This window comes from Streptomyces sp. DSM 116795 (assembly GCF_055792905.1).
In genome coordinates this window covers 2,240,631-2,261,653 of sequence record NZ_CM147707.1, presented here as the reverse complement: position 1 = coordinate 2,261,653, position 21,023 = coordinate 2,240,631, and the positions used below count along the sequence as shown (strand labels likewise).

At 71.6% G+C, this 21,023-nt stretch carries 17 protein-coding genes; 10 read left to right on the top strand and 7 right to left on the bottom strand.

Going from position 1 to position 21,023, the window contains the following annotated elements:
- Positions 1-166: 166 nt before the first annotated feature.
- Positions 167-1,561, bottom strand: a complete 1,395-nt coding sequence (locus tag ACSMXX_RS09475; RefSeq protein WP_473183596.1) for an aminotransferase class I/II-fold pyridoxal phosphate-dependent enzyme — start codon at positions 1,559-1,561, stop codon at positions 167-169.
- A gap of 282 nt (positions 1,562-1,843) precedes the next feature.
- On the opposite strand from ACSMXX_RS09475, the gene ACSMXX_RS09470 reads away from it, so the two are divergent.
- The 5 genes from ACSMXX_RS09470 (at position 1,844) to ACSMXX_RS09450 (ending at position 6,845) form a co-directional block, all read left to right on the top strand.
- Positions 1,844-2,911: a substrate-binding domain-containing protein gene (locus ACSMXX_RS09470; protein WP_473183595.1), complete on the top strand. Its 1,068-nt coding sequence runs from the start codon at positions 1,844-1,846 to the stop codon at positions 2,909-2,911.
- 6 nt (positions 2,912-2,917) lie between these two features.
- A complete protein-coding gene (locus tag ACSMXX_RS09465; RefSeq protein WP_473183594.1) occupies positions 2,918-3,733 on the top strand; it encodes a nitrilase-related carbon-nitrogen hydrolase in 816 nt (271 codons plus the stop codon).
- Positions 3,730-4,749 (top strand): ABC transporter substrate-binding protein, encoded by a 1,020-nt coding sequence (locus ACSMXX_RS09460; protein WP_473183593.1) that lies wholly within the window; start codon positions 3,730-3,732, stop codon positions 4,747-4,749. The genes ACSMXX_RS09465 and ACSMXX_RS09460 overlap by 4 nt, the downstream gene beginning before the upstream one ends.
- Before the next feature lie 144 nt (positions 4,750-4,893).
- A complete protein-coding gene (locus ACSMXX_RS09455) occupies positions 4,894-6,030 on the top strand; it encodes an amino acid ABC transporter permease (protein WP_473183592.1) in 1,137 nt (378 codons plus the stop codon).
- Between the two features lie 65 nt (positions 6,031-6,095).
- On the top strand, positions 6,096-6,845 hold the full coding sequence (locus ACSMXX_RS09450; protein WP_473184708.1) for an amino acid ABC transporter ATP-binding protein: 750 nt from the start codon (positions 6,096-6,098) through the stop codon (positions 6,843-6,845).
- Positions 6,846-6,867: 22 nt separating this feature from the next.
- Here the strand turns inward: ACSMXX_RS09450 and ACSMXX_RS09445 are convergent, their stop codons facing one another.
- Positions 6,868-8,694 carry a thiamine pyrophosphate-dependent enzyme gene (locus tag ACSMXX_RS09445; RefSeq protein WP_473183591.1) on the bottom strand — a complete coding sequence of 609 codons (1,827 nt, stop codon included), beginning with the start codon at positions 8,692-8,694 and terminating at the stop codon, positions 6,868-6,870.
- Positions 8,695-8,902: 208 nt separating this feature from the next.
- Here ACSMXX_RS09445 and ACSMXX_RS09440 point away from each other — a divergent pair, with 208 nt between their 5' ends.
- Positions 8,903-10,099 (top strand): RNA-guided endonuclease InsQ/TnpB family protein, encoded by a 1,197-nt coding sequence (locus ACSMXX_RS09440; protein WP_473183590.1) that lies wholly within the window; start codon positions 8,903-8,905, stop codon positions 10,097-10,099.
- Positions 10,100-10,129: 30 nt separating this feature from the next.
- Here ACSMXX_RS09440 and ACSMXX_RS09435 read toward each other — a convergent pair whose 3' ends face one another.
- From ACSMXX_RS09435 to ACSMXX_RS09420, 4 genes are all read right to left on the bottom strand, one after another.
- Entirely contained in the window at positions 10,130-11,542 is a 1,413-nt protein-coding gene (locus ACSMXX_RS09435; protein ID WP_473183589.1) for an MFS transporter, read from the bottom strand.
- Complete coding sequence (locus ACSMXX_RS09430; RefSeq protein WP_473183588.1) at positions 11,539-13,233, bottom strand: amidohydrolase; 1,695 nt, start codon at positions 13,231-13,233, stop codon at positions 11,539-11,541. Before ACSMXX_RS09430 ends, ACSMXX_RS09435 begins: the two co-directional genes overlap by 4 nt.
- A 98-nt stretch (positions 13,234-13,331) precedes the next feature.
- Positions 13,332-15,038, bottom strand: coding sequence for an urease subunit alpha (locus ACSMXX_RS09425; RefSeq protein ID WP_473183587.1), 1,707 nt, complete (start codon positions 15,036-15,038; stop codon positions 13,332-13,334).
- Positions 15,035-15,664: an urease subunit gamma gene (locus ACSMXX_RS09420; protein WP_473183586.1), complete on the bottom strand. Its 630-nt coding sequence runs from the start codon at positions 15,662-15,664 to the stop codon at positions 15,035-15,037. The genes ACSMXX_RS09425 and ACSMXX_RS09420 overlap by 4 nt, the downstream gene beginning before the upstream one ends.
- A gap of 122 nt (positions 15,665-15,786) precedes the next feature.
- Here ACSMXX_RS09420 and ACSMXX_RS09415 point away from each other — a divergent pair, with 122 nt between their 5' ends.
- Positions 15,787-16,983: an RsbRD N-terminal domain-containing protein gene (locus tag ACSMXX_RS09415; RefSeq protein WP_473183585.1), complete on the top strand. Its 1,197-nt coding sequence runs from the start codon at positions 15,787-15,789 to the stop codon at positions 16,981-16,983.
- Positions 16,984-17,055: 72 nt separating this feature from the next.
- Here the strand turns inward: ACSMXX_RS09415 and ACSMXX_RS09410 are convergent, their stop codons facing one another.
- Positions 17,056-17,250 (bottom strand): DUF6104 family protein, encoded by a 195-nt coding sequence (locus tag ACSMXX_RS09410; RefSeq protein WP_473183584.1) that lies wholly within the window; start codon positions 17,248-17,250, stop codon positions 17,056-17,058.
- A 104-nt stretch (positions 17,251-17,354) separates the two neighbouring features.
- On the opposite strand from ACSMXX_RS09410, the gene ACSMXX_RS09405 reads away from it, so the two are divergent.
- The 3 genes from ACSMXX_RS09405 to ACSMXX_RS09395 all read left to right on the top strand — a co-directional run bounded on the left by ACSMXX_RS09405 (position 17,355) and on the right by ACSMXX_RS09395 (position 21,018).
- Entirely contained in the window at positions 17,355-17,780 is a 426-nt protein-coding gene (locus ACSMXX_RS09405; RefSeq protein WP_473183583.1) for a CU044_2847 family protein, read from the top strand.
- A 129-nt stretch (positions 17,781-17,909) separates the two neighbouring features.
- Positions 17,910-19,922: a VMAP-C domain-containing protein gene (locus ACSMXX_RS09400; RefSeq protein ID WP_473183582.1), complete on the top strand. Its 2,013-nt coding sequence runs from the start codon at positions 17,910-17,912 to the stop codon at positions 19,920-19,922.
- 82 nt (positions 19,923-20,004) lie between these two features.
- Positions 20,005-21,018 (top strand): AAA family ATPase, encoded by a 1,014-nt coding sequence (locus ACSMXX_RS09395; RefSeq protein ID WP_473183581.1) that lies wholly within the window; start codon positions 20,005-20,007, stop codon positions 21,016-21,018.
- Positions 21,019-21,023: the final 5 nt, after the last annotated feature.

The following is a 21,023-nucleotide window of genomic DNA, read 5'->3' as shown; positions in this document are numbered from 1 at the left end:
CGGGCGACGCGGCAACACGGCAACGGCCACACGGCGACATATCGCGTTCGTGCAGGAACACGATATGTCGTGTGTAGCTCCGGAGGCAAGCGTACGTGTGTACGGGACGACGGGACGCGAGCTCAGCGGAATCTCAGCACGGACCCGGGACGGGCTGAGCGCCGGCTCACGGCGCGCGGTCGGTGCGCGCGGCCAGGGCGATGAGCTCCGCGGTGGTCTCCAGGGACGCCGCATCCTCGGTGAGGCGGCTGATGGCCACGCGAAGGTGCGGCGGGTGTGCCGTGGACGTGACGAAGTGGCTCCCGGGCGACGCGGTCGCCCCCCGTGCCGCGAGCGTGACGAGCGCGGAGGTCTCGTCGGCGACGGGAATCCACAGCGAGAGCCCGTCCTCGTTCCGGGTGCCGATGCCGAGCGCGGCCAGCCGGCCGGCGAGCCCGGTGCGGCGCTGCTCGTAGTGGTGCGCCGCTCTCTCCACATGTACGGCGGTGGCCTCGTCGGTCAGCAGATGTGCGAGGGCGTCCTGAAGGATGCGGCTGGTCCAGCCGGTTCCGTACGTGCGCAGCACCCGCGCCTTCTCGACGATGCCGTGCGGGCCGCCCAGCACGGCGAGGCGCAGATCCGGCCCGTACGCCTTGGAGTACGAACGGACGAGCACCGTGCGGTCCGGCAGCAGGCTGCCGATGCTGTGCGCGGGCCGTGCCGCAAGGGGGCCGGTTCCGTCGTCCTCCAGGACCGTCACGTTCGGCGCGTCCTCCAGTACGGCGGCCAGCGCACCGGCGCGCGGCTCGCTCAGGGACCAGCCGCAGGGAGTCTGGGCGCGCGGCTGGAGCAGGAACATCGCGGGGCGCGCGTCCAGGGCCTCGGTGAGCGACGACGGCAGCGGCCCCTCGTCGTCACAGGCCACGGGCACCGTGCGCACTTCGAGGGCGTCGAGGATGTCCAGCAGCCGTACGGCGGTGGGCTCTTCGACCGCGACCCGGTCCCCGGGGACGAGCAGCGCCTGGCACAGCAGATGTACGCCCTCGAAGCCGCCGCCGACCGCCAGCCACGCCTCCGGGGTGAACGGCCAGGTGCCGCGCACCGCTTCGAGGAGGGCCGGGGTGATCGCCGTGCGCGAGTAGTGGTTGAGGCGGGGCGTCCGCGCGCCGGCCAGCAGTGCCTCTTCGAGAGGCGGCAGCAGCGCGGGGTCCGGAGCGGCGATGGCCAGGTCCTGCGTTAGGTGGTCGCCGAAGTCGCCGACGCGCTCGTAGCGGACGGGGTGGGCGACCGTGGGCGGTCCGCTGACGATGCTGCCGCGGCGTCCGAGTGTGGTGATCATGCGGTGCTTTCGCAGCACTGCCCATGCGTCGGCGACGGTCCCGGGGCTCACGCCCAGCCGGGCCGCCAGCGCCCGCACGGTCGGGAGGGCGGCGCCCGGGGCGAGTTCGCCGCTGCGTATCAGGTCGGTCATCGCCGCGGCGATGCCGCGGGCGCTGCAGTCGGGGAGCCTGTCCGCGAGTTGCCCGGCCGAGGGGCCGGTCGGCCCGGGCTCACGGGCGCTGACCGTGGTGCTCCTGGCCATCACACCACTCTCCTCACGCCTCATCCCGCGCCGCCGCCGTGCGCAGCGTAGCCGGGCGGCACGGCGTCGACGAACACTGTGTTCGGTAACAAAAAGACTCTTGTGTGCCTCATCGGCTGAACAATAGCCTCCGATTGCGCCCGGCCATCGGGCGTCTGGACGAATGGGCCGTTCACCGCAGTTCACGGCGGTACGGGCCGGGTGCCGGCGGGGCGGAACGCTCCGGCCCGGGGTGTTCGGCCGGCCGCGGGCCGCCGGTCCGTTGGGAGTGAGGAGCACGACGTGTCCGATCCGGTTCTCCGCCTGGCGCTGCGCGACTGGGACCACCTGGTACCGCTGGCGGCCGGTCTTGTGGACACCCCCGGGCTCACCATCCGGATCGACTCGCGCGAGACGGCGACGCCCGACGTCCTCGCCGAACCCGGACTCGACGGCGGTGAGACGTCCTTCAGCCGCTATGTGCAGGCCCGCGCCGCCGGCGACGACCGCCTCGTGGCGCTGCCCGCCTTCGTCATGCGGGGCTTCCGGCACCGCTGCGTACTCGTCCGCGCCGACAGCCCGCGCACCGCCCTGTCCGAACTCGCGGGCGCCCGCGTGGGACTCACCGGCTGGCCGGACTCCGGCAACACCTGGACGCGGGCGCTGCTGCGGGCCGAAGGGATCGGGACGGCCGACGCGGAGTGGCGGATAGGGCCGCTGACGGCAGAGGAGAGCGGCAAGGATCGCCTCGGCAGCCGCCCGCTCCCGCCGAACGTCGCCGTACTGCCCGGGAGTTCGTCCCTGGTGGAGGAGCTGGCGGCCGGGCGGCTCGACGCCGTGCTCACGCCCTTCATGCCGCCGGAGTTCTTCACGCGCGACAGCCGCTTCCGGCATCTGCTCACCGACCACGCGGCAGCCGAACGCGACTACTGGAAGCAGCACGGCTTCGTCCCCGGAATCCACCTCGTCGCACTGCGCCGCGAAGTGGCCGACGCGCGGCCGGAGTTGCCGCGGCTGCTGCTCGACGCGCTGGAGAGGTCCAAGCGCCACTGGGTCGCGCGCCGCCGCGTCCTGGCCGACACCACACCGTGGCTGTTGCGCGAACTCACCGAATCCGCCCGGATCTTCGGCGACGACTGGATGCCGTACGGCACCGGAAGCAACGCCGCGATGATCCGCGCCTTCTGTACGGAGCTGCACGAACAGGGCATCCTGCCCGAGCCCGTCGACCCGGAGATCCTCTTCCCCGACCCCGCCCTCGCGGCCCCTGCCACGCCGGCCGGGCCGGCCTCGTCCTCCCCCTGCCTCCGGCGGGGGGACCCCCAGCCGGCCGCGCCTGTCGGTGCCGCCGCCCGGAACCACGGAGTCTGACGTCAAATGCGTACCGCTGTCGGCCAGTTCACTGCCGTACCCGACTGGAAGGACAACCTGCTCGCGTGCCTGGCTCTGATCGAGCAGGCCGAGCAGGGTGCCGCCGATCTGCTCGTACTCCCCGAAGGAGTGCTCGCACGCTTCGGTCAGGACGACGAGCGGCACCGCATACGCGAGGTCGCCCAGCCACTCGACGGCCCTTTCGTGACGGGCCTGCGTGAGAGCACCGCCGGCGGGTGCACGACCGTCGTCGCCGGTATCCACGAACCTTCGGGCGACGGCCGCGTGTTCAACACGCTGGTGGCGCTGCGTGACGGCGAACTCGTCGCCCGCTACCGGAAGATCCACCTCTACGACGCCTTCGGCGAGCGGGAGTCCGCACACGTGCGGCCCGCCGACGAACCGCCCGTCGTCATCGACGTCGCAGGCACCCAGGTCGGTCTGATGACCTGCTACGACATACGCTTCCCCGAGCTGGCCCGGCTGCTGGCCGACGCCGGTGCGGAGGTCCTGGCCCTGCCCGCCGCCTGGGTGCGCGGACCGGCCAAGGAACGCCACTGGGAAGTCATGCTCGCCGCCCGCGCCCTGGAGAACACCTGCTGGGTCGCCGCCAGCGGCGAGTGCGGGCCCCGCAACATCGGCAACAGCATGATCGTCGACCCGCTCGGCACCGTACGGTCCCGGCTCTCTTCCGCGCCCGGCCTGGCCTGGGCCGATACGGACCCGGAGACCACCATCGCGGCGCGCCGCGCCCTTCCCGTCCTCGCCAACCGCCGCTTCGCCGTCAGCCCCGAACTCCTCGCCCCGGGAGAACTGCCATGAAGATCCTGAACAAGCCGAATGCCTCAGGCGGCACCGTGTCTCGTACACGCTCGCGCCGAGGGCCGCTCACCGTCGCGACGGCGGCCGCAACCGCCCTGGCCTGCCTCGCCCTTGGCGCCTGCGGCAGCAACCCGCCGCAGGCCGAGGGCGGCACGAAGGAGTCGTCGTCCGGGAAGGACGGAGCGGGAGCCGGGGAAGTCGCCCTGCCCAAGCTGGAGAAGGACCCCGCGCTGAGCAAGATGCTCCCCGAGAAGATCCGCAAGGCGGGGAAGATGACGTCCGTCAACAACGGATCGTTCCCGCCGTACGAGATCGCCGGCTCCGACGGCCGCAGCCTGACCGGCGCCTCCGCGGACCTGGCAACCGCCCTCGGGCAGCTCCTCGGCGTCAAGATCAGCCATGTGACGGCGGACGGCCTGCCCAGCTCGCTGACGGGGATCAAGGCCGGGCGCTACGACCTCGCTCTCGGCCCGATCGGTGACTTCAAGGACCGCCAGAAGTCGAACGATTTCGTCGACTGGGTGCAGGAGTACGTGGTCTTCGCAGTGAAGAAGGGCAACCCCGAGAAGATCGAGTCCCTCGCGGACACCTGCGGCCTGCGGATCGCCGTCATGAGCGGCGGCAGCGCCGAGGGCGTCATCAAGGAGCAGGCCAAACGGTGCGAGAAGGACGGGAGGAAGGCCGTGCGCGTCCAGTCCTACAAGGATCAGCCGGGCTCCGTACTGGCCGTACGATCCGGCCGTGCCGACGCCTTCTTCTCCTCCCAGGCCCCGTTGACCTACTTCGTCAAGGAAGCCAAGGGCACACTCGAACTGGCGGGCACGGGCGAGGCCAACGGCTTCGAGGACCTCTACCAGGGGGCCGTCGTGCCGAAGGGCTCACCGTTGCGGAAGGTGCTGGTGGAGGCCATCAACAAGCTGATCGACAACGGCACTTACGGCAAGATCATGAAGAAGTGGGGGACCAGCGACAACGCCCTGAAGAAGCCCGGGGTCAACCTCGGCGGCGAGGCGTGACCCAGGGCGTGACCGGCAAGGTTTGCGCGACAGGGCCCGACCCGACCCGACCTCCGGACCCGTACGCGATCCGTCCCCGGCCCGTCCCCGGCCCGTCCCGACTCGTCCGACCCGTGCCGACCGAAAGACAGGAGGTGAGCCCACGTGGCCACCGCGCAGCCGCCACCAGGCACCCGCGACGATTCCCGGGGCCCGGGCGTGAACGGGGAAGCGAAGCCGGGCGCAGACTCGGAGCCGGAGACGGAGCCGGAACCGAAGACGGACGCGGGCCGTGACACGGCTCCGGGCCGGAACCCGGACGCGGCGGCTGGGGATGCCGATGTGGACGTGGCCGGCGCCGTGCCCGTCCGCCATCCGCTGCGCTGGCTGGCCGTCGCCGTACTGGCCGTACTCGCCGCCCAGCTCTTCCACTTCCTCTTCACCAACCCCAACTTCGAATGGGACACGGTCGGCGCCTACTTCACCGCCGAGATCATCGGCAAGGGAATCGCCACCACGATCGAACTCACCGTCATCGCCATGGTCATCGGCATCCTGCTCGGGGTGCTGGTCGCGGTCGGCCGGATGTCGCACAACCCGGTGCTGCGGGCCGTGTGCGGCGCGTACGTCTGGTTCTTCCGCGGCGTTCCGGTGCTGGTTCAGCTCGTGTTCTGGTACAACATGTCCGCTCTGCTGCCGCGCATCTCCGTGGGGGTGCCGTTCGGGCCCGAGTTCGCGAGCGAACAGACCAACCACCTCATCACCCCGCTCTTCGCGGCCATCCTCGGCCTCGGCCTGAACGAGGCCGCGTACATGGCCGAGATCGTCCGCGGCGGGCTGCTCGGCGTCGACCCCGGGCAGACCGAGGCCTCCGACGCGCTGGGGATGAGCCGGTCACGCAGCCTCCGCAGGATCGTCCTGCCGCAGGCGATGCGCTTCATCGTCCCGCCGACCGGCAGCCAGGTCATCAACATGCTCAAGGCCACATCGCTGGTGAGCGTGATCGCGCTGTCGGACCTCCTCTACACGGTGCAGTCCATCTACAACCGCACCTTCGAGACGGTTCCGCTGCTCATCGTGGCGTGCCTCTGGTATCTGGTCATGACCTCCGTGCTCTACGTCGGCCAGTCGTTCATCGAACGTCACTACGCACGCGGCGCCACCCGCGACGCCCCGCAGAGCTTCTGGGCGTTCGCCGCCTTCCGGCGGCGGCCTGCCCTTGCGAGGGCGGAGGCCCGCGTACCGGACGCGCACGGCCCGCAGGACCCGCAGGACCCGCACGGCCCCAAGGAGTCAGCATGAGCGCCCGCGCCGGCACCCAGGACGCCACCTCCGCCGGCGGGACGGACGCTCCCGCACAGCCGCAGATGCTGCGCGCCCGTGGCGTACGCAAGAGCTTCGGTCAGCTGGAGGTCCTGCGGGGCATCGACATGGACGTCGCGGCGGGGGAGGTCGTGGTGCTGCTCGGGCCGTCGGGCTCGGGGAAGTCCACGTTTCTGCGCTGCATCAACCATCTGGAGACGCCCGACGGCGGCTCGGTGCGCGTCGCCGGACAGCTCATCGGCTTCCGCAAGCACGGCGGCCGCGTGCACCATCTGCGTCCGCGCGAAGTGACGCGTCAGCGGCGCGACATCGGCATGGTGTTCCAGCACTTCAACCTCTTCCCCCATCAGACCGTTCTGCAGAACGTCATCGAGGCACCGGTGGGGGTGCTGCGCCGGCGGAAGGCCGAGGCGCGGGAGCGGGCGTACGAACTGCTGCGCCGCGTCGGCCTGTCCGACAAGGCCGACGCCTATCCGAGGCAGCTCTCGGGCGGCCAGCAGCAGCGGGTGGCGATCGCCCGCGCCCTGGCGATGCAGCCGAAGCTGATGCTCTTCGACGAGCCGACCAGTGCGCTCGACCCGGAGCTGGTCGGTGAAGTGCTCGCCACCATGCGGGACTTGGCGCGCGACGGTCTCACGATGGTCGTCGTGACGCACGAGATCAGCTTCGCCAAGGAAGCCGCGGACCGCGTCGTCTTCATGGACGAGGGCCGTGTCCTGGAGAGCGGCCCGCCGTCCGTTCTCGACCGCCCTTCCAACCCGCGCACCCAGGCCTTCCTGAAACGCTTCCTGTAACCGAGCGGCCGCCCGCGGCGGTTCATCCGCCGCCGGCCCCCGCACCCGCGCCGCCGCCCGCCTGTGCGCGCAGCGAGCCGACCGTGGCGCCCGGGGCCAGGCGCCCCTCCGCGGGGCGGAGGGAGATCAGTGCGGCTCTGCCTGACCGGCAGTTGGCGAGGGAGCGTTCCAGGGCGGGGGCGAACTCCCCGGTCGATGTGACCGTTTCGCCGTGTGCGCCGAAGGCGCGGGCGTAGGCGGAGAAATCCGGGTTGACCAGGTCGGTGCCGCTGACGCGGCCGGGGTAGGCCAGTTCCTGGTGCTTGCGGATGGTGCCGTAGGTGCCGTTGTCGACGACGAGGATCAGTGGTGCGGCCTCCTCGGCGACGGCGGTGGAGAGTTCCTGTCCGTTCATCAGGAAGCAGCCGTCGCCGGCGAAGGCGACGACCTGGCGCCCCGGGTGGGCGACGGCGGCGGCCACGCCAGCGGGGACGCCGTAGCCCATCGAGCCGTTACGGGGCGCGAGTTGGCGCATGCCCTGGCGGTAGGTGAGGAAGCGCTGCGCCCAGAGCGCGTAGTTGCCGGCGCCGAAGGTGACGACGGCGTCGGCGTCCAGCCGGGCGTCGAGCGTGGCGAACACGGCACCGAGGTCGAGAGGTTCGGGGTCGTGCAGTGGCCGCCGGTAGTCGAGGTGGGCGGCGCGGTCGGCGCGGGTGACGTCCGTCCAGGGGACTGGCGCGGCGGGCTTGCGGTCGGCGACGGCCCTGCCGAACGCGGCGGGCGTGGCCAGCAGTGTGAGGTCCGGGCGGTGCCAGGCGCCGGGCGGCGGGGAGTCGGGAAGGACATGGACGATCCGGCGGGAGCGCGTGCCGCCGCGGGAGGACGCGGGCGCACCGTCCTCCGGCGTCCCGTCCTCGGGCGTCCCGTCTCCCGTCGCCCCGTCCTCTGCCGCCCCCTCTCCCGTCGCCCCGTCCCGCGACTCGTCCCCTTGCGGCGCGAGCCGTGTGTAGCCGTCCGTGCTGACGTCGCCGGGGGCGGCGCCGACGCACACCAGAAGGTCGGCGGAGGCCAGCCGGGCGGCGAGCGCGTCGGAGCGTCCGTAGCCGAGGTTCCCGGCGAAGATCTCGCAGTCCCCGGGGATCAGATCCTGGCAGCGGAAGTCGACGGCGACCGGCAGCGACCACGACTCGGCCCAGGCCCGTACGTCCGCACGCGCCGCGTCCGTCCAGCGGCTGCCGCCGAGCACCGCGAGCGGGCGCTCCGCCTGCGCCAACAGGGCATCCAGCTCGTGGAGTTGGTCCGGTGACACGGCGCCCTCGGGAACCGGCAGCGGTTCCGCGTCCGGAACCTCGGCGGTGTCGGTGAGCATGTCCTCGGGCAGTCCGATCACCACGGGCCCCGGCCTGCCGCCGGCCGCGACCGCGAAGGCCCGGGCGGTGATCTCCGGCAGCCGTGCCGCGTCGTCGGCCGTCTCGACCAGCTTGGCGTGCGCCCCGAAGGTGCCGCGCAGATCGAACTCCTGGAACGCCGCGCGGCCGGTGTGGCCGCGCGGCACCAGGCCGACGAAGAGCACCAGGGGCGTCGCGTCCTGATCCGCCGTGTGCAGCGCCACCAGCGCGTTGGCCGCGCCGGGGCCGCGCGTGGTGAAGCAGACACCGGGACGTCCGGTGAGCTTGCCCGTGGCCTCGGCCATGTAGGCGGCGCCGCCCTCCTGGCGGCACACGACCATCCGTACGGGAGAGTCGTGCAGCGCGTCCAGGACGTCGAGGTAGCTCTCGCCCGGGACGCCGTAGACCGTCTCCACGCCGTGCGCCGCCAGTTGGCCGACGAGTATCCGTCCGCCGGTGCGCGCGAGGGGTTCATCCGTCATAGGAAATCCTCCGTGGATACCCCCGCCTTGGGGCGCGGGTGGGGTTGCCTCTGGGGGGCACCTCCCGGCGAAGCCAGGGAGAGGAGCCAAGGGGAGAAACGGACTCCTGCGGGGCAGGGCAAGGGGCGTCGGTTCGCCGACAGGAGGAATCGGGGTGTGCTGCCGGGTGCCTGCTGCAGTCATGATCTGACGGGTTATCATGTGAAAGATGGGGGAATTGCAGGTGAAGCGGGCATTCAAGTACCGCTTCTATCCGACTGATTCGCAGGCAATTGAGTTGTCGCGCACCTTCGGCTGTGTGCGGAAGGTCTACAACATGGCGCTCGCCGCCCGTACCGAGGCGTGGGCGCGGCAGGAGCGTGTCAACTACAACGCCACGTCCGCGATGCTGACCGCGTGGAAGAAGACAGAGGAACTCGCTTACCTCAATGAGGTGTCGTCGGTTCCGTTGCAGCAGACGCTGCGGCACCTGCAACGGGCGTTCACCAACTTCTTCGCCAAGCGGGCGATGTACCCGCGGTTCAAGTCCAAGCGGAGATCCCGCGCCTCGGCGGAGTACACCAGCTCCGCCTTCCGCTACCGCGAGCGCGAACTGACGCTGGCGAAGATGGACCAGCCGCTGGACATCGTCTGGTCGCGGCCACTGCCTAGTGGGGCGGTGCCCTCCACGGCGACTGTCTCCCGCGATGCTGCGGGGCGCTGGTTCGTCTCCCTGCTGTGCGACGACCCGGCCGTGAAGCCACTTGCGGTGAACTCGAACGCAGTCGGGATCGATGTCGGCTTGGACCACCTGCTGACCCTGTCCACCGGAGAGAAGATCGCCAACCCCCGGCATGAGCGCCGCGACCGGACCCGGCTGGCGAAGGCGCAACGCTCGCTGTCCCGCAAGACCAAGGGGTCGGCGAACCGGGCGAAGGCCCGGGCGAAGGTCGTCCGCGTCCACGCGAAGATCGCCGACCGCAGGCGGGATCACCTGCACAAGCTGACCACTCGACTCGTGCGCGATAGCCAAACGCTCGTGATCGAGGACCTGACCGTACGCAACATGGTCAAGAACCGGAGCCTGGCCCGCGCCATCAGCGATGCCGCGTGGGCGGAGTTCCGCAGCATGCTGGAGTACAAAGCAGCGTGGTACGGGCGGGAAGTGATCGCGGTGGACCGCTTCTTCCCCTCCTCCAAGTTGTGCTCCCACTGCGGCACCCTCGCCAAGAGGATGCCGCTGAACGTCCGCACCTGGACGTGTGACTGCGGCACGACCCACGACCGGGACGTGAACGCCGCACGCAACCTTCTGGCCGCCGGGCTGGCGGTGTCTGTCTGTGGAGCTGGTGTAAGACCTCAACGGGAGTCCTCCTGGACGGGGCGGTCGGCGACGAAGCAGAAACCCCCACGGCGCAAGCCGTAGGGACTCCCCTCCATCAGGAAGGGGAGGAAGTCAAGCGATGGCCTTCGACGTCTCGTGCTGCTTGCTGGGGTCGTGGCCGAGGCGCCGCCGCAGCTGCGGTCCCGCGAGGTACGAACCCACGGCGGTGCAGGCCGCGATGAGGATCAGCAGCAGCGCCGCGCTCCACGAGGCGCCCCCGGACAGCCCGAGCAGCGATGCGGCCACCAGCGGCACGAACCCGGAGATCACGCCCGCCAGGTTGTACGACATGGCCACGGCGCTGTAGCGGAAGTTCTCGGGGAACATCCCGGCGACGACGGCACCGATCGGCGCGTACGGGATGGAGATCGCCCCGATGCCGAGCGCGACCCCGAGGACGACGAGGGGAGTCTCGCCCGTGTCCACCAGCCAGAACGTGGGGAAGGCGGCCAGCACGGAGACGAGGCCGCCGACCACGCACACCTTCCACGGGCCGGCCCGGTTGGCGATCCTGCCGCCGACGTAGAGCACGCCGATCTCGACGACCGCCCCGACGAGCGTGGCGTTCAGCATCACCGACTTGTCGATACCGAGCTGCTCGGTGCCGTAGGAGATGATGAAGGTGGTCAGCAGGAAGAATCCGCCGATGCCGAGGAAGGCGGCGGCGACGCCGATGAGGATGCGGCCCCAGGTGCGGCGGAAGGCCTCGATCAGCGGGGCGGGCGGCGGTCCGTTCTGCTCGCTGTCGGCCATCATCGCCTTGAACACGGGGGATTCCTCGATGCGCAGCCGCATGTAGAGCGCGACGAGGAGCAGCACGAAGGCGAACAGGAACGGTATCCGCCAGCCCCACGAGTAGAACGCGTCGTCGGGCAGCATCCCCACCAGCGCGAAGGCGCCGCTGGAGAGCAACGTACCGACGGGGGAGCCGAATTGGGGGACGGCGGAGTAACTGCCGTGCTTCTCCTTGGGGGTGTGCTCCAGCGTCAGCAGCATCGCGCCGCTCCACTCGCCGCCCACGGAGATGCCCTGCAGGAACCTGAGCGTGGCCAGCAGCGCCGGTGCCCAGATGCCGATGGAGCCGTAGCCGGGAAGCAGGCCGATGAGGCCGGTCGACAGGCCCATCAGCACGACGGTGATGATCAGCGCAGTGCGCCGCCCGTACCGGTCGCCGACGTGCCCGAAGATCGCCGCGCCGATGGGGCGGGCGACGAAGCCGACCGCGAAGGTGATGAACGAGGCGATCGTGCCGACGGCCGGATCCAGGTCGGGGAAGAAGAGCTTGTTGAAGACGAGGGCGGCGGCGGTGCCGTAGAGGAAGTAGTCGTACCACTCAAGGGCGGTGCCGATGAACGCGGCCGAGAGCAGCCGCTTGATGTCGGAGGGGCTCGCCGTCGGCCGGGCGGCGTCGGCGGGCCCGGACGAGGACGAAGCCGACGACGAGGACGAAGAAGGGGGCGGGGACGGGGACTTGGAGGTGCTCATGCGGTCCTGCCTTCTGAGCGGGGTGGGACGGTGACCAGACTGTGCGGGTCGTGGGCGGTGGCACCGCCGACGGCGGTGGCCAGGACGCTGATCGCGCCGATGCGGTCGGCGTCGGTACGCAGGGGGTCGGCGTCGAGTACGGCGAAGTCGGCGAGCATGCCGGGTCGCAGGCGGCCCTTCCGGGACGCGGCGCCCGTGGCGTCGGCCGATCCGGCCGTCCATGCGCGCAGGGCGCTCTCGGCGGGCACCCGCTCGTCAGGCCCGAACGGCGCACCCGATTCGGTCAGCCGGCGCACCATCGCCTCGATGGCGGGAAGCGGCGCACCGGGCGCCACCGGCCGGTCGGACGAGCCGGGCACGCTCAGCCCGAGGTCGAGGAACGAGCCGAGCCGGTACGTCCAACCGGTGCGCTCCGGGCCGAGGTTGGCAGCCATCGCGTCGCCGAAGGCGGCAAGGAAGTTGTGCTGCGGCACGGGGACGACGCCGAGTCCGGCGAAGCGTGTCAGCTGGTCCGGGCGGACCATCCCGGCGTGCTCGACGCGGTGGATCACGTCCGCGCGGGGGTGTTCGCGCTGTGCGCGCTCGTATGTGTCGAGGGCCAGGTCGACGGCGCGGTCGCCGATGGCGTGCGCCGCGACGCTCCAGCCGGCACGGTGCGCGGCCACCACGAGTCCGGCCATCGCCTCCGGGTCCTGCTGGAAGTAGCCGGTCCGGTCCGCGGCGCCGGTGTCCGCCGAGTGGCCGCAGCCGCAGAAGGGTTCGGTCACGGCCGCCGTACGGCCCAGCAGCGAGCCGTCCAGGAAGATCTTCACCGGGCCGATGGACAGCCGGTCGTCGCCCAGGCCGGTGCGCAGCCCGAGGTCGAGCCCCGTGGTGATGCCGTCGCCGGGGTGGGCTCCGCCGATCGGATGCAGCGCGTCGGAGGCGATCATCAACTGGGCGCGTGCGTTCAGTCTGCCGGTGTCCAGGGCGAGTTGGTACGCGGCGAGTTCGACGGGCGTCTGCCCGATCCAGCCGCCGCCGATGCCGGCCTCGGTGAAGCTGGTGACGCCCTCGGCGAGGTAGCGGCGGGTGGCCGCCTGCACGGCGTCGGCGACGGTCTCGACGGAGTACGGAAGCACCTGGTCCTGGACCAGTTGCTGTGCGGTCTCCTCCAGGAGCCCGTCGGGGCGTCCGTCCGCGTCCCGGGCGACGACCCCGCCGTCCGGCGCCTCGAAGCCGGGGTCGAGCGCTCCGGCGCGCCGCAGCACCTCGGTGCTCACGTAACACAGGTGTCCCGACGTGTGTTTGAGCCATACGGGACGGCCGCCGGCGGCGCGGTCGAGCGCGTCGCGGTGCGGACGGCCGCCGGTCTTGTGGTGGTCGACTCCCGCGCCGACGACCCACGAGCCGTCCGGGAGCGTGCGTGCATGGCTTTCGACCGCCGTGTAGACCTCGTCCAGGGAGCGGGCGGCCGACAGGTCGAGCTGGGAGAGGGTGAGCCCGTACCAGGCGGTGTGGCAGTGCGCGTCGTTGAAGCCCGGCACCACGGTGGCCCCGTCCGCGTTCAGGACGCGCTCGGCGCGAAGGCCCTCGATCTCCTCGTCGAGGCCGACGACCCGTCCGTGCAGGACGCCCAGGCCCCGGGCCGCCGGACGGTTCCCGTCCAGCGTCAGGATGTTCGCGTCTCGCACGATCAGATCAAGTCGCATGCGGTGGTGTCCCTCGTCTCTTTCCCTGCCTGTACGGCTTCGGACTCCAGGTGTTCGGGCTCCAGGTGTTCGGGCTGCAGGTGTTCGGGTTCCAGGTGTCAGGCCAGATGGTGGAGTTGGGCCAGCGGGACTTCCGTGGCCGCTTCGGTCGCGGTGGGTGCGCCGTCGACGAGGACGGGGCCGGGGGAGCGGGGCACTTCGACGCGTGGCGTCGCGGTGTTGTGCAGCATGTCGGCTCGTGCGAGGCCGCGGCTGTCCCGTACGGGTGCGTAACGCAGGCCCCGTGGCAGGGAGTTGCGGGCGGCGCTGTCCGCCAGCGTCTCGGCGCCCACGAAGACCCGGGCGAGCTGCGAGGCCGCGTCGCCGAGCGCGCCGTAGTACGGGCGGTACCTGCGGGGTTGTGTGAGCCGCGTCGAACCGGAGCCCGACCCGGTGTTGCCCCAGGCCACGAAGCCGCTCTTGATGACGAGTTCGGGCTTGGTGCCGAACCAGGCGGGGTGCCAGAGCACGATGTCGGCGAGCTGCCCGGGCGCCACGCTGCCGACCTCGTGCGAAATCCCGTGTGCCACTGCCGGGTTGAGCGTGATCTTCGCCAGGTAGCGCAGCACCCGTGCGTTGGCGCTGTGTCCGACGCCGCTCTCGCCGCTGCGCAGCGCCTGGAGGTGCGCGAGCTGCCAGGTCCGGCGGACCGTCTCCGCGATCCTGCCCATGCCCATCGAGTCGGAGTTGACGATGCTGATCGCGCCGAGGTCGTGCAGGGAGTTCTCGGCGGCGATCGCGTGCGCGCGTATGCGCCCCCTGGAGACCTCCACGTCGCTCTCGATGTGGTGGTTCTGCCGGTGGACGGTCATCGTCATCGGGAAGAGCTCCTCGACGGTGTTGACCGTGTACGGCACTGTCGGAGTCGTCGACGAGGGCAGGATGTTCGCCTCGGAGAGGATCTCCAGCAGGTCCGGGTGACCGCCGCCGCCCTCCACGTGGTACGCGTGCACGGTGCGGCCGCGCGTCGCGCCGACGGTGTCGCGCAGATAGCCGGACTCGTTCATCGAGTCGGTGTGCAGCGCGACCGGCAGGTCGGCGTGCTCGGCCGCGTCCAGGCAGGTGTCGACGATGCGCGGAGTCGCCCCGAAGTCCTCGTGGATCTTGAAGCCGCCGGCGCCCGCCAGCACGATCTCGTCCAGGAGCGTGCGCGAGGAGGACGAACCACGGGCCAGGAACGCCACGTTGAGGGGTGTGCCACGCCATGCGCTCATCAGCGTGTGCAGGTTGTGGGCCGGGTTGCAGCCGATCTCCCACATCCCGCCGAGGCCCATGCCGACGACGGTCGTGACGCCGGCGGAGAGCGCGGCGGGCGCGATCTCCGGGGAGGATAGGTGCACATGGCTGTCGACGATCCCCGGGGTCGCCAGCAGTCCCTCGCCCGGGACCATCGAGGTGTGGGAGTCGACGGCGAAGTCGACGGGCATCACGTCCGGGTTGCCCACTCCGCCGACCGCCACGACACGGCCGTCCTTCACGCCGATGTCCGTCTTGCGCACGCCGAGCCGGGGGTCCAGCAGCACCACGTTCGTGATCACCATGTCGAGCGCGGAGTCGCGGTCGGAGCGGGGTGAGGCGAGCAGGCCGTCGCGCACGGTCTTGCCGCAGCCGCCGAGGAGTTCGTCGCCCGGAGTTCCGTCGTCCGTCTCGACCTCCACCCACAGGCCGGTGTCGCCGAGGCGGATCCGGTCGCCCGTCGTGGGGCCGTAGAGCGCGTTGTAGGTGCGCCTGTCGATCTCGCGCGGCGGGTGCTCGGGCGTGTTCATGTACGTGCCTCCACCAGCTCGACCTCGCGCTCGCCGCCCGGTTCGAAGACCAGGGCGGTTCCCGCGGGGATGTCGAGCCGCATGCCGGCGGCGGCCTCGCGGTCGAAGCTCAGTGCCGCGTTGGTTTCGCCGAGGGGATAGTGCGAGGAGACGTAGACGGCGGTCTCGCCCGTGTTCCGCACGGTCAGCCGCAGCCTGCGGCGGCCCTCGTTGATGCGTACGGGCGCGGCCGCCGTACGGACGGCACCCGGTGGATACGCGGCCGCCGCCGCGGACTCCTCCGCCGGCCGCTCCGCCGCTGTCGGCCCGGCCGCCGCGGGCCCGGCCCCGATCGGACCGTCGACCGCCACCAGCGCCGTGCCGCTGGGAAAGAGCGCCTCGACCTGCACGGTGGGCACCATCGCGGGCACGCCTTCCAGCACGTCGTCCTCGGTGAGGACCGCGCGGCCCACCGCGACGACCTCGGCCATGCTCAGCCCGTCCCATGCGGCCTCCAGCACCTCGTCGCAGATGAGGGCGATGGCCTCGGGTGCGTTGAGGCGGCGGCCGCGGGCGCGGCGCCGGCGTGCGAGTTCCGCGGCGGTGAACAGCTGGAGCCGCTCGTTCTCGCGGGGAGTCAGATGCACTGTGATGGCCTCCGGGATCGACCGGCCGGTCGGTTGGACTCGGGCGATCGACCCAGGATTGCGTGATGCGCGTGGAAGGCCAACGTTGAAGTATCGCGGACCTGGGCGTCACAATTGTGCATGTGCACAGTCCACCGGAGCCCCCGCCCGCAGCCGCGCATCCACGTGCGGCCGAGCTGGCCGTCGACTGCCTGAAGGGCGTCGACAGCCTGCTGGGCGACTGGCTGGAGACCGTCGAGCCACTGCGCGAGCAGTACGAAGGCGCGGTGCCCGACGAGGACTTCCGGGAGTCCGCAGTCCAGGCCTTCGAGCTTCTGCTGCGCACCGTCGCCGGGCTCCCCGTGCCCGCCGAGCTCGCCGGGATCTCCGGACGCATCGGGGAGCGCCGCGCCCGCCAGGGCGTCCCACTCGACTCGCTGCTCGCCGCGGCCAGGCTCGACTTCCGGGTGGTCTGGGACGCGCTGGTCGCACGCGCCGACGACGAGGACAAGGTGCTCCTCGTCGCCTCCGCGTACCACGTGTGGGAGGCGGTCGAGGCGCACGTCACCGGCATCATGACCGCGTACCAGCGCACGGTGCTGGAGATGGGCCGGCAGCGCGAGGACGAGCGCCGGCTCTGGTTCGAGCGGCTGCTGGAGACCGGGGGCCACAATCCGACGGTGGTACGGGACGTCGGACTGGCACTCGGATTCGTGCCCGGCGGCCGGTTCCTGTGCGTCGCGGCCCTCCCGGGGCCCGGGCCGGGCGGAGGGCTGCACGGTGCGGCGGCGGCGCTGCGCTCGGCGGGGGCCACGCTGCAGCGGCAGACGGTCTCGTCCGCGTCACTCCTGGTCGTACAGCTGGGTCCCCGCGTCACGGAGGAGACCGTGCTCGGCAGGCTGGAGGGCGTGCCGTGCGGGGTGTCACCCGTCGCGGACGGCCTCGCCGGAGTGCCCCGCGCCGTCGAGCTGGCGACCGCCACCGTACGGGCGCTTCCCGGCGCCGGGACGGGGCCGCGGCGCCTGACGGACGCCTGGCTGGACGTACTGGTCAACCGGGCGGGCCACTTCGCGGCGCACCTCGCGGACGACGTCCTCGGCGGCCTGGCGGCCGGGGGAGTGCCCGCCGCGGAGCGGGAGCGGCTGCTGCACACGGTGGGGGTGCATCTGGCGGGGAGCGGCTCCATCGCGGAGACCGCGAGGGCGCTCTACTGCCACCGCAACACCGTCCAGCAGCGCTTCACGCGGTTCTGCGAGCTGACCGGCCGCGACATCCGCCGCCCCGGGGAGGCGGCGCTTGTGGCGCTCGCGCTCCGGGCACGGGAGAGCGGCGGGAAGTAGCGCGGGGCCGCGGACGCCGGCGGCCGGACACCGCAGCTCGGCGGTCGTCCTCGGTCTCACGCTTCCTCGGCCTCACTCCTCCTCGTCGTCCTCGTCGTCCTCGTCGTCGAGCCGGGCAAGCCAGGTCGCCAGCCGCTCGACCGGGACCTCGAAGTCCGGGTTGAGATCCACGAAGGCCCGCAGCTGCTCCGAGAGCCACTCGAAGCTGAACTCCTCCTCGCCGCGCCGGCTGCTCAGCTCTTCGATGCCGCGGTCGGTGAAGTACACGGAAGGCTCCTGGAGGCAGTGGGACGTTGCGGCCTCCAAGATAATGCGCGCAGAGGCCGCGTCCGCAGCGGACGGCAGCGGCACCGAGGATGGGGAGGGCACCGGTGGAACGGGGTGTGCAGGAGATCGAACTGCCGGGCGGGCAGAGGGTTCTCGCGTCCGTGAGCGTGCTGGAGCCGGGGCGGCTGCAGGGCGGCGGGGGCGGCGCGGAGGAGGAGTACGAGTTCGAGGACACGGCCGCGCTCGACGGGCTGGCAGCCCGTGTCGAACGGCTCAACGACCTTGTCAGCGGCGTCGGTTCGGCCGTGCTGAACGCCGCGCGCTCCGCGTGTCCGGACGAAGTGAGCGCGACCTTCGGCATCGAGATCGCCGCCAAACCGGGCAAGGCCGTGGCCATGCTCGCCGACGGCGAGGTGAAGGGCGCGATTTCGGTGACCCTGACCTGGCGGCCGGAGGAGCGCGGGGAGGAGCGCCGGGAGGTGCGCACGGCACAGCGGCAGGGGGCAGGAGGGGAGCGGCGGGAGCAGTAACCTGGGCACCTGCCTCACACGCCGAGTACCGGGGGAGCGGGGGAAGTTGGGGAGCGTGATCGCTGAACTCGAGACCGGGGCTGCGCGGGCTGCACACATCCATGTGTCGCCGTGCGCCGTGCGTGTCCCATGAGCGCCGTCGAGAGCGCCGCGCGGGCGGCCGTCGTACGGATTGGTGCACCCGCCGACGGGTATGACGGCGGAGACGATGGTCCACGTGCGGAGTTCTGGGGCAGCGGCTTCTTCATCGCGCCGGGCTGGGTGCTCACGAGCGCGCACGTCGTGGACGTGGGGAGGCGTGCCGTGTGGAGGGGGGAGCGCGTCATCGGCATCACCACCGAGAGCGGCGACAAGCTCGTCGGTGAGCTGGCGTGCGCCCTGCCCTGCCCGTCCGCGGACGGGTCTCGGTCCGGGCCCTGGCCCGATCCCGATCTCGCGCTGGTACGGGTGCCGGACGCCGCGTCCAACACCGACGCCGTCTGGCTGAGCGACCGTATGCGGCTCAGCGCGCCCCTGGTGCAGATGCACGGCTACTCCGTGGCCGTGGGCAGCGGCGGCGAACCCGGGTATGTGCAGGGTTCCGGAAGGGCCAGTGCCCCGGTCGACGGACCGATGGTGCTCCAGGGGGCGTACGTGCCGCCCGGCTGTTCGGGCGGGCCCGTGGTGGATGTCGAGCGCGGCGCTGTCATCGGAGTCAACAAGGGCCGTTCGAAGGATCCCCAGGTCGCACGGGCCACACCGATCACGGCGCTGCGCAGCTTCGTCGAGGCGGGCCCGCGCGAGGCGGAGGTGCTGCACGAGGCGCTGTGCGCACACGACCGGCACCATCTGCAGCGTTTCCGTGGCCCCGACTGGAGCTGGCCCCGGCTGCAGTTCGACCGGGGCAAGCAGCGGGACAGCGGCTACGCGCTGGGCTTCAACGCACACGACCGCGCCCAGCTCTTCGGCTGCTTCGCCCAGTTGCCGCCGCCGGACAGCGCCGGCGAGGTGCTGGGCATGGTGCAGGAGGCTCGCCGCGAGGTGGTGCAGGAGGCGATCCGGCTGCACATCAACAAGCCGAGCAGCTGGCGCGAGGGCGTCGGGCTTCTTTACGCCGAGGGCGGCGACCGTGACTTCGAGCGGGCGGCGGTGGTGCTGTACGCCGCGCAGGTCTGCCAGGCGCTGGCGGGACGGGGCGTACCGGACGGGGCGCTCAGGGAGCTGGACCGGTGGGTCCGGAACATCGCGATCACCCTGCCGACCGGCGACCTGAGGAAGAAGGTCCGGGACATCCTGGCGGGCGCCGCCGCCACGTCCGGTGCCCGCACCTCGTACGCCGACGTGCTCGTCGAGATCGACCCGGATATGTACGGCACGCACCCCTGGCGGATCAAGCTCGTCCAGCCGGACGGCCAGGCTGCCTTCGTGAAGGGGAACGAAGTCGGCGCCGAGCGTGACCAGTTGGAGCGGGACATCCGGGCCGCGCTCGCCGAGGCCCTCGACCAGGGCGATGTGGGCGAGCATCTGGCCGCCGTGGACTTCATGCTGCCGCGGGCGCTGTTCGACGAGCCGGTGGAGCTGTGGCGGGCCCACGTGCCGGCCCCGGAGGAGGCGTTCAGCCCGCGCAGCCTGCCCCTCGGACACCGCCGTACGGTCGCGCTGCGCGACCACCACCGGTGGCAGCAGGGCGAACGCATCCCGGAGTGGCACCAGCGCTGGCGAGCCATGCGGCGGGGGCAGATGACGGCGGCGCCGCTGTGTCCGGGGCACGAGTGCCAGGAGAGCCAGCTGACGGCGTGGGGGCGGCTGAGCGGGCTGCCGCGGAACGCGGTGCCGGTGCACTGCTCACGCGTGTCGGAGGGGCGGGGCACGATGGCGATGGGCGTGGCGCTGGGCGCGGGCCATGTCGTGGCCTTGTGGCGCCGCTGCGACGAACCGCACGCCGACTGCGACGAGTTCCGGAGGCGTGCCGCCGAACTGCTGCGTTCCGCGAAACCGCACGGATCGCCGGGGTGTCTGCGCGAGCTCGTCCGGGACGTGCGCAATCAGAGCGCGGGGCTCCACGTCTCCCTGCGCGGTGAGCTGGTTCTGCTCTACGATCCGCCGCATGGAGGGCCGCACGTGGAGGACGAGCCCCTTCGTGCACCACCGACCCGCCCATGACCGCCGCCGTCAGCCGATCCGTGCCACGTCAGGACCAACTCGCCAGAACCCGACCCAGGACAGCACCAGCAAGGAGCTCGCAGTGAGCGATTGGCGGATCTACCGGGGAGCGGGGACCCCGCACACGGGCGCCCAGAGGTTACCGGCCCCCCCGCCCTGGCGGGACTTCACGCAGGAGATCGACGCGGGCCGGCGGCTGGGCGTGCAGCGGCAGTTGGTCGAGAACCTGCATCCGCGCCCCGAAGAGGTCGAGGCGGTCAACGCGGCGCTGTATCTGCGCCGTCCGCTGCTGGTCACGGGAAATCCGGGCACCGGCAAGTCGACGCTCGCGCACGCCGTGGCGCACGAACTGCAGCTCGGACGGGTGCTGCGCTGGCCCATCGTCAGCCGCACCACCCTGCAGGACGGGCTCTACCACTACGACGCCATCGGCAGGCTCCAGGACGTACAACTCGACGAGGCCGTCGAGGGAGAGCGGGCCGAACGGCCGCCCATCGGCTCGTACATCAGGCTGGGCCCGCTGGGGACGGCGCTGCTGCCACGTCCGTCGGACGGCGGGTCCGGGGAGGACGGGGTCGCCCTGCCGCGGGTGCTCCTCGTCGACGAGCTGGACAAGAGCGACATCGATCTGCCGAACGACCTGCTCAACGTCCTGGAGGAGGGCGAGTTCCCCATCCGGGAGCTGGAGCGCAGCGCCGACCGGGAGCCTGTCAGCGAGGTGCTCACGGACGACGGGGACAAGGTGGCCGTGACGGGCGGCAGGGTGCGGTGTACGACATTCCCGTTCATCGTGATGACATCCAACGGCGAACGGGACTTCCCCGCCGCCCTGTTGCGCCGCTGTATTCAGCTCGAACTGAAGCCGCCCACCGACAAGCAACTCGCCGCGATGGTGGCGGCCCACCTCGGCGAGGAGGCGCTGACGGAGGGCGAGGAGTACATCCGCCGTTTCCTGGAGCGCGACGCCGGGCAGGTCGTCGCCACCGACCAACTGCTCAACGCTCTCTTTCTCACGCAGCGGACCGCGGGAGCGGAACGGGTGACGCGCAGCCGTCTCGCCGACATGCTGCTGCGGCCCCTGGACCGCCCGAGGTGATGGCC

Coding starts and splice junctions, on each gene's coding strand:
- ACSMXX_RS09435 (WP_473183589.1), bottom strand. CDS start 11,542: ATGAGCACCTCCAAGTCCCCGTCCCCGCCCCCTTCTTCGTCCTCGTCG.
- ACSMXX_RS09400 (WP_473183582.1), top strand. CDS start 17,910: ATGAGCGCCGTCGAGAGCGCCGCGCGGGCGGCCGTCGTACGGATTGGT.
- ACSMXX_RS09430 (WP_473183588.1), bottom strand. CDS start 13,233: ATGCGACTTGATCTGATCGTGCGAGACGCGAACATCCTGACGCTGGAC.
- ACSMXX_RS09450 (WP_473184708.1), top strand. CDS start 6,096: ATGCTGCGCGCCCGTGGCGTACGCAAGAGCTTCGGTCAGCTGGAGGTC.
- ACSMXX_RS09440 (WP_473183590.1), top strand. CDS start 8,903: ATGGGGGAATTGCAGGTGAAGCGGGCATTCAAGTACCGCTTCTATCCG.
- ACSMXX_RS09425 (WP_473183587.1), bottom strand. CDS start 15,038: ATGAACACGCCCGAGCACCCGCCGCGCGAGATCGACAGGCGCACCTAC.
- ACSMXX_RS09460 (WP_473183593.1), top strand. CDS start 3,730: ATGAAGATCCTGAACAAGCCGAATGCCTCAGGCGGCACCGTGTCTCGT.
- ACSMXX_RS09465 (WP_473183594.1), top strand. CDS start 2,918: ATGCGTACCGCTGTCGGCCAGTTCACTGCCGTACCCGACTGGAAGGAC.
- ACSMXX_RS09445 (WP_473183591.1), bottom strand. CDS start 8,694: ATGACGGATGAACCCCTCGCGCGCACCGGCGGACGGATACTCGTCGGC.
- ACSMXX_RS09475 (WP_473183596.1), bottom strand. CDS start 1,561: ATGGCCAGGAGCACCACGGTCAGCGCCCGTGAGCCCGGGCCGACCGGC.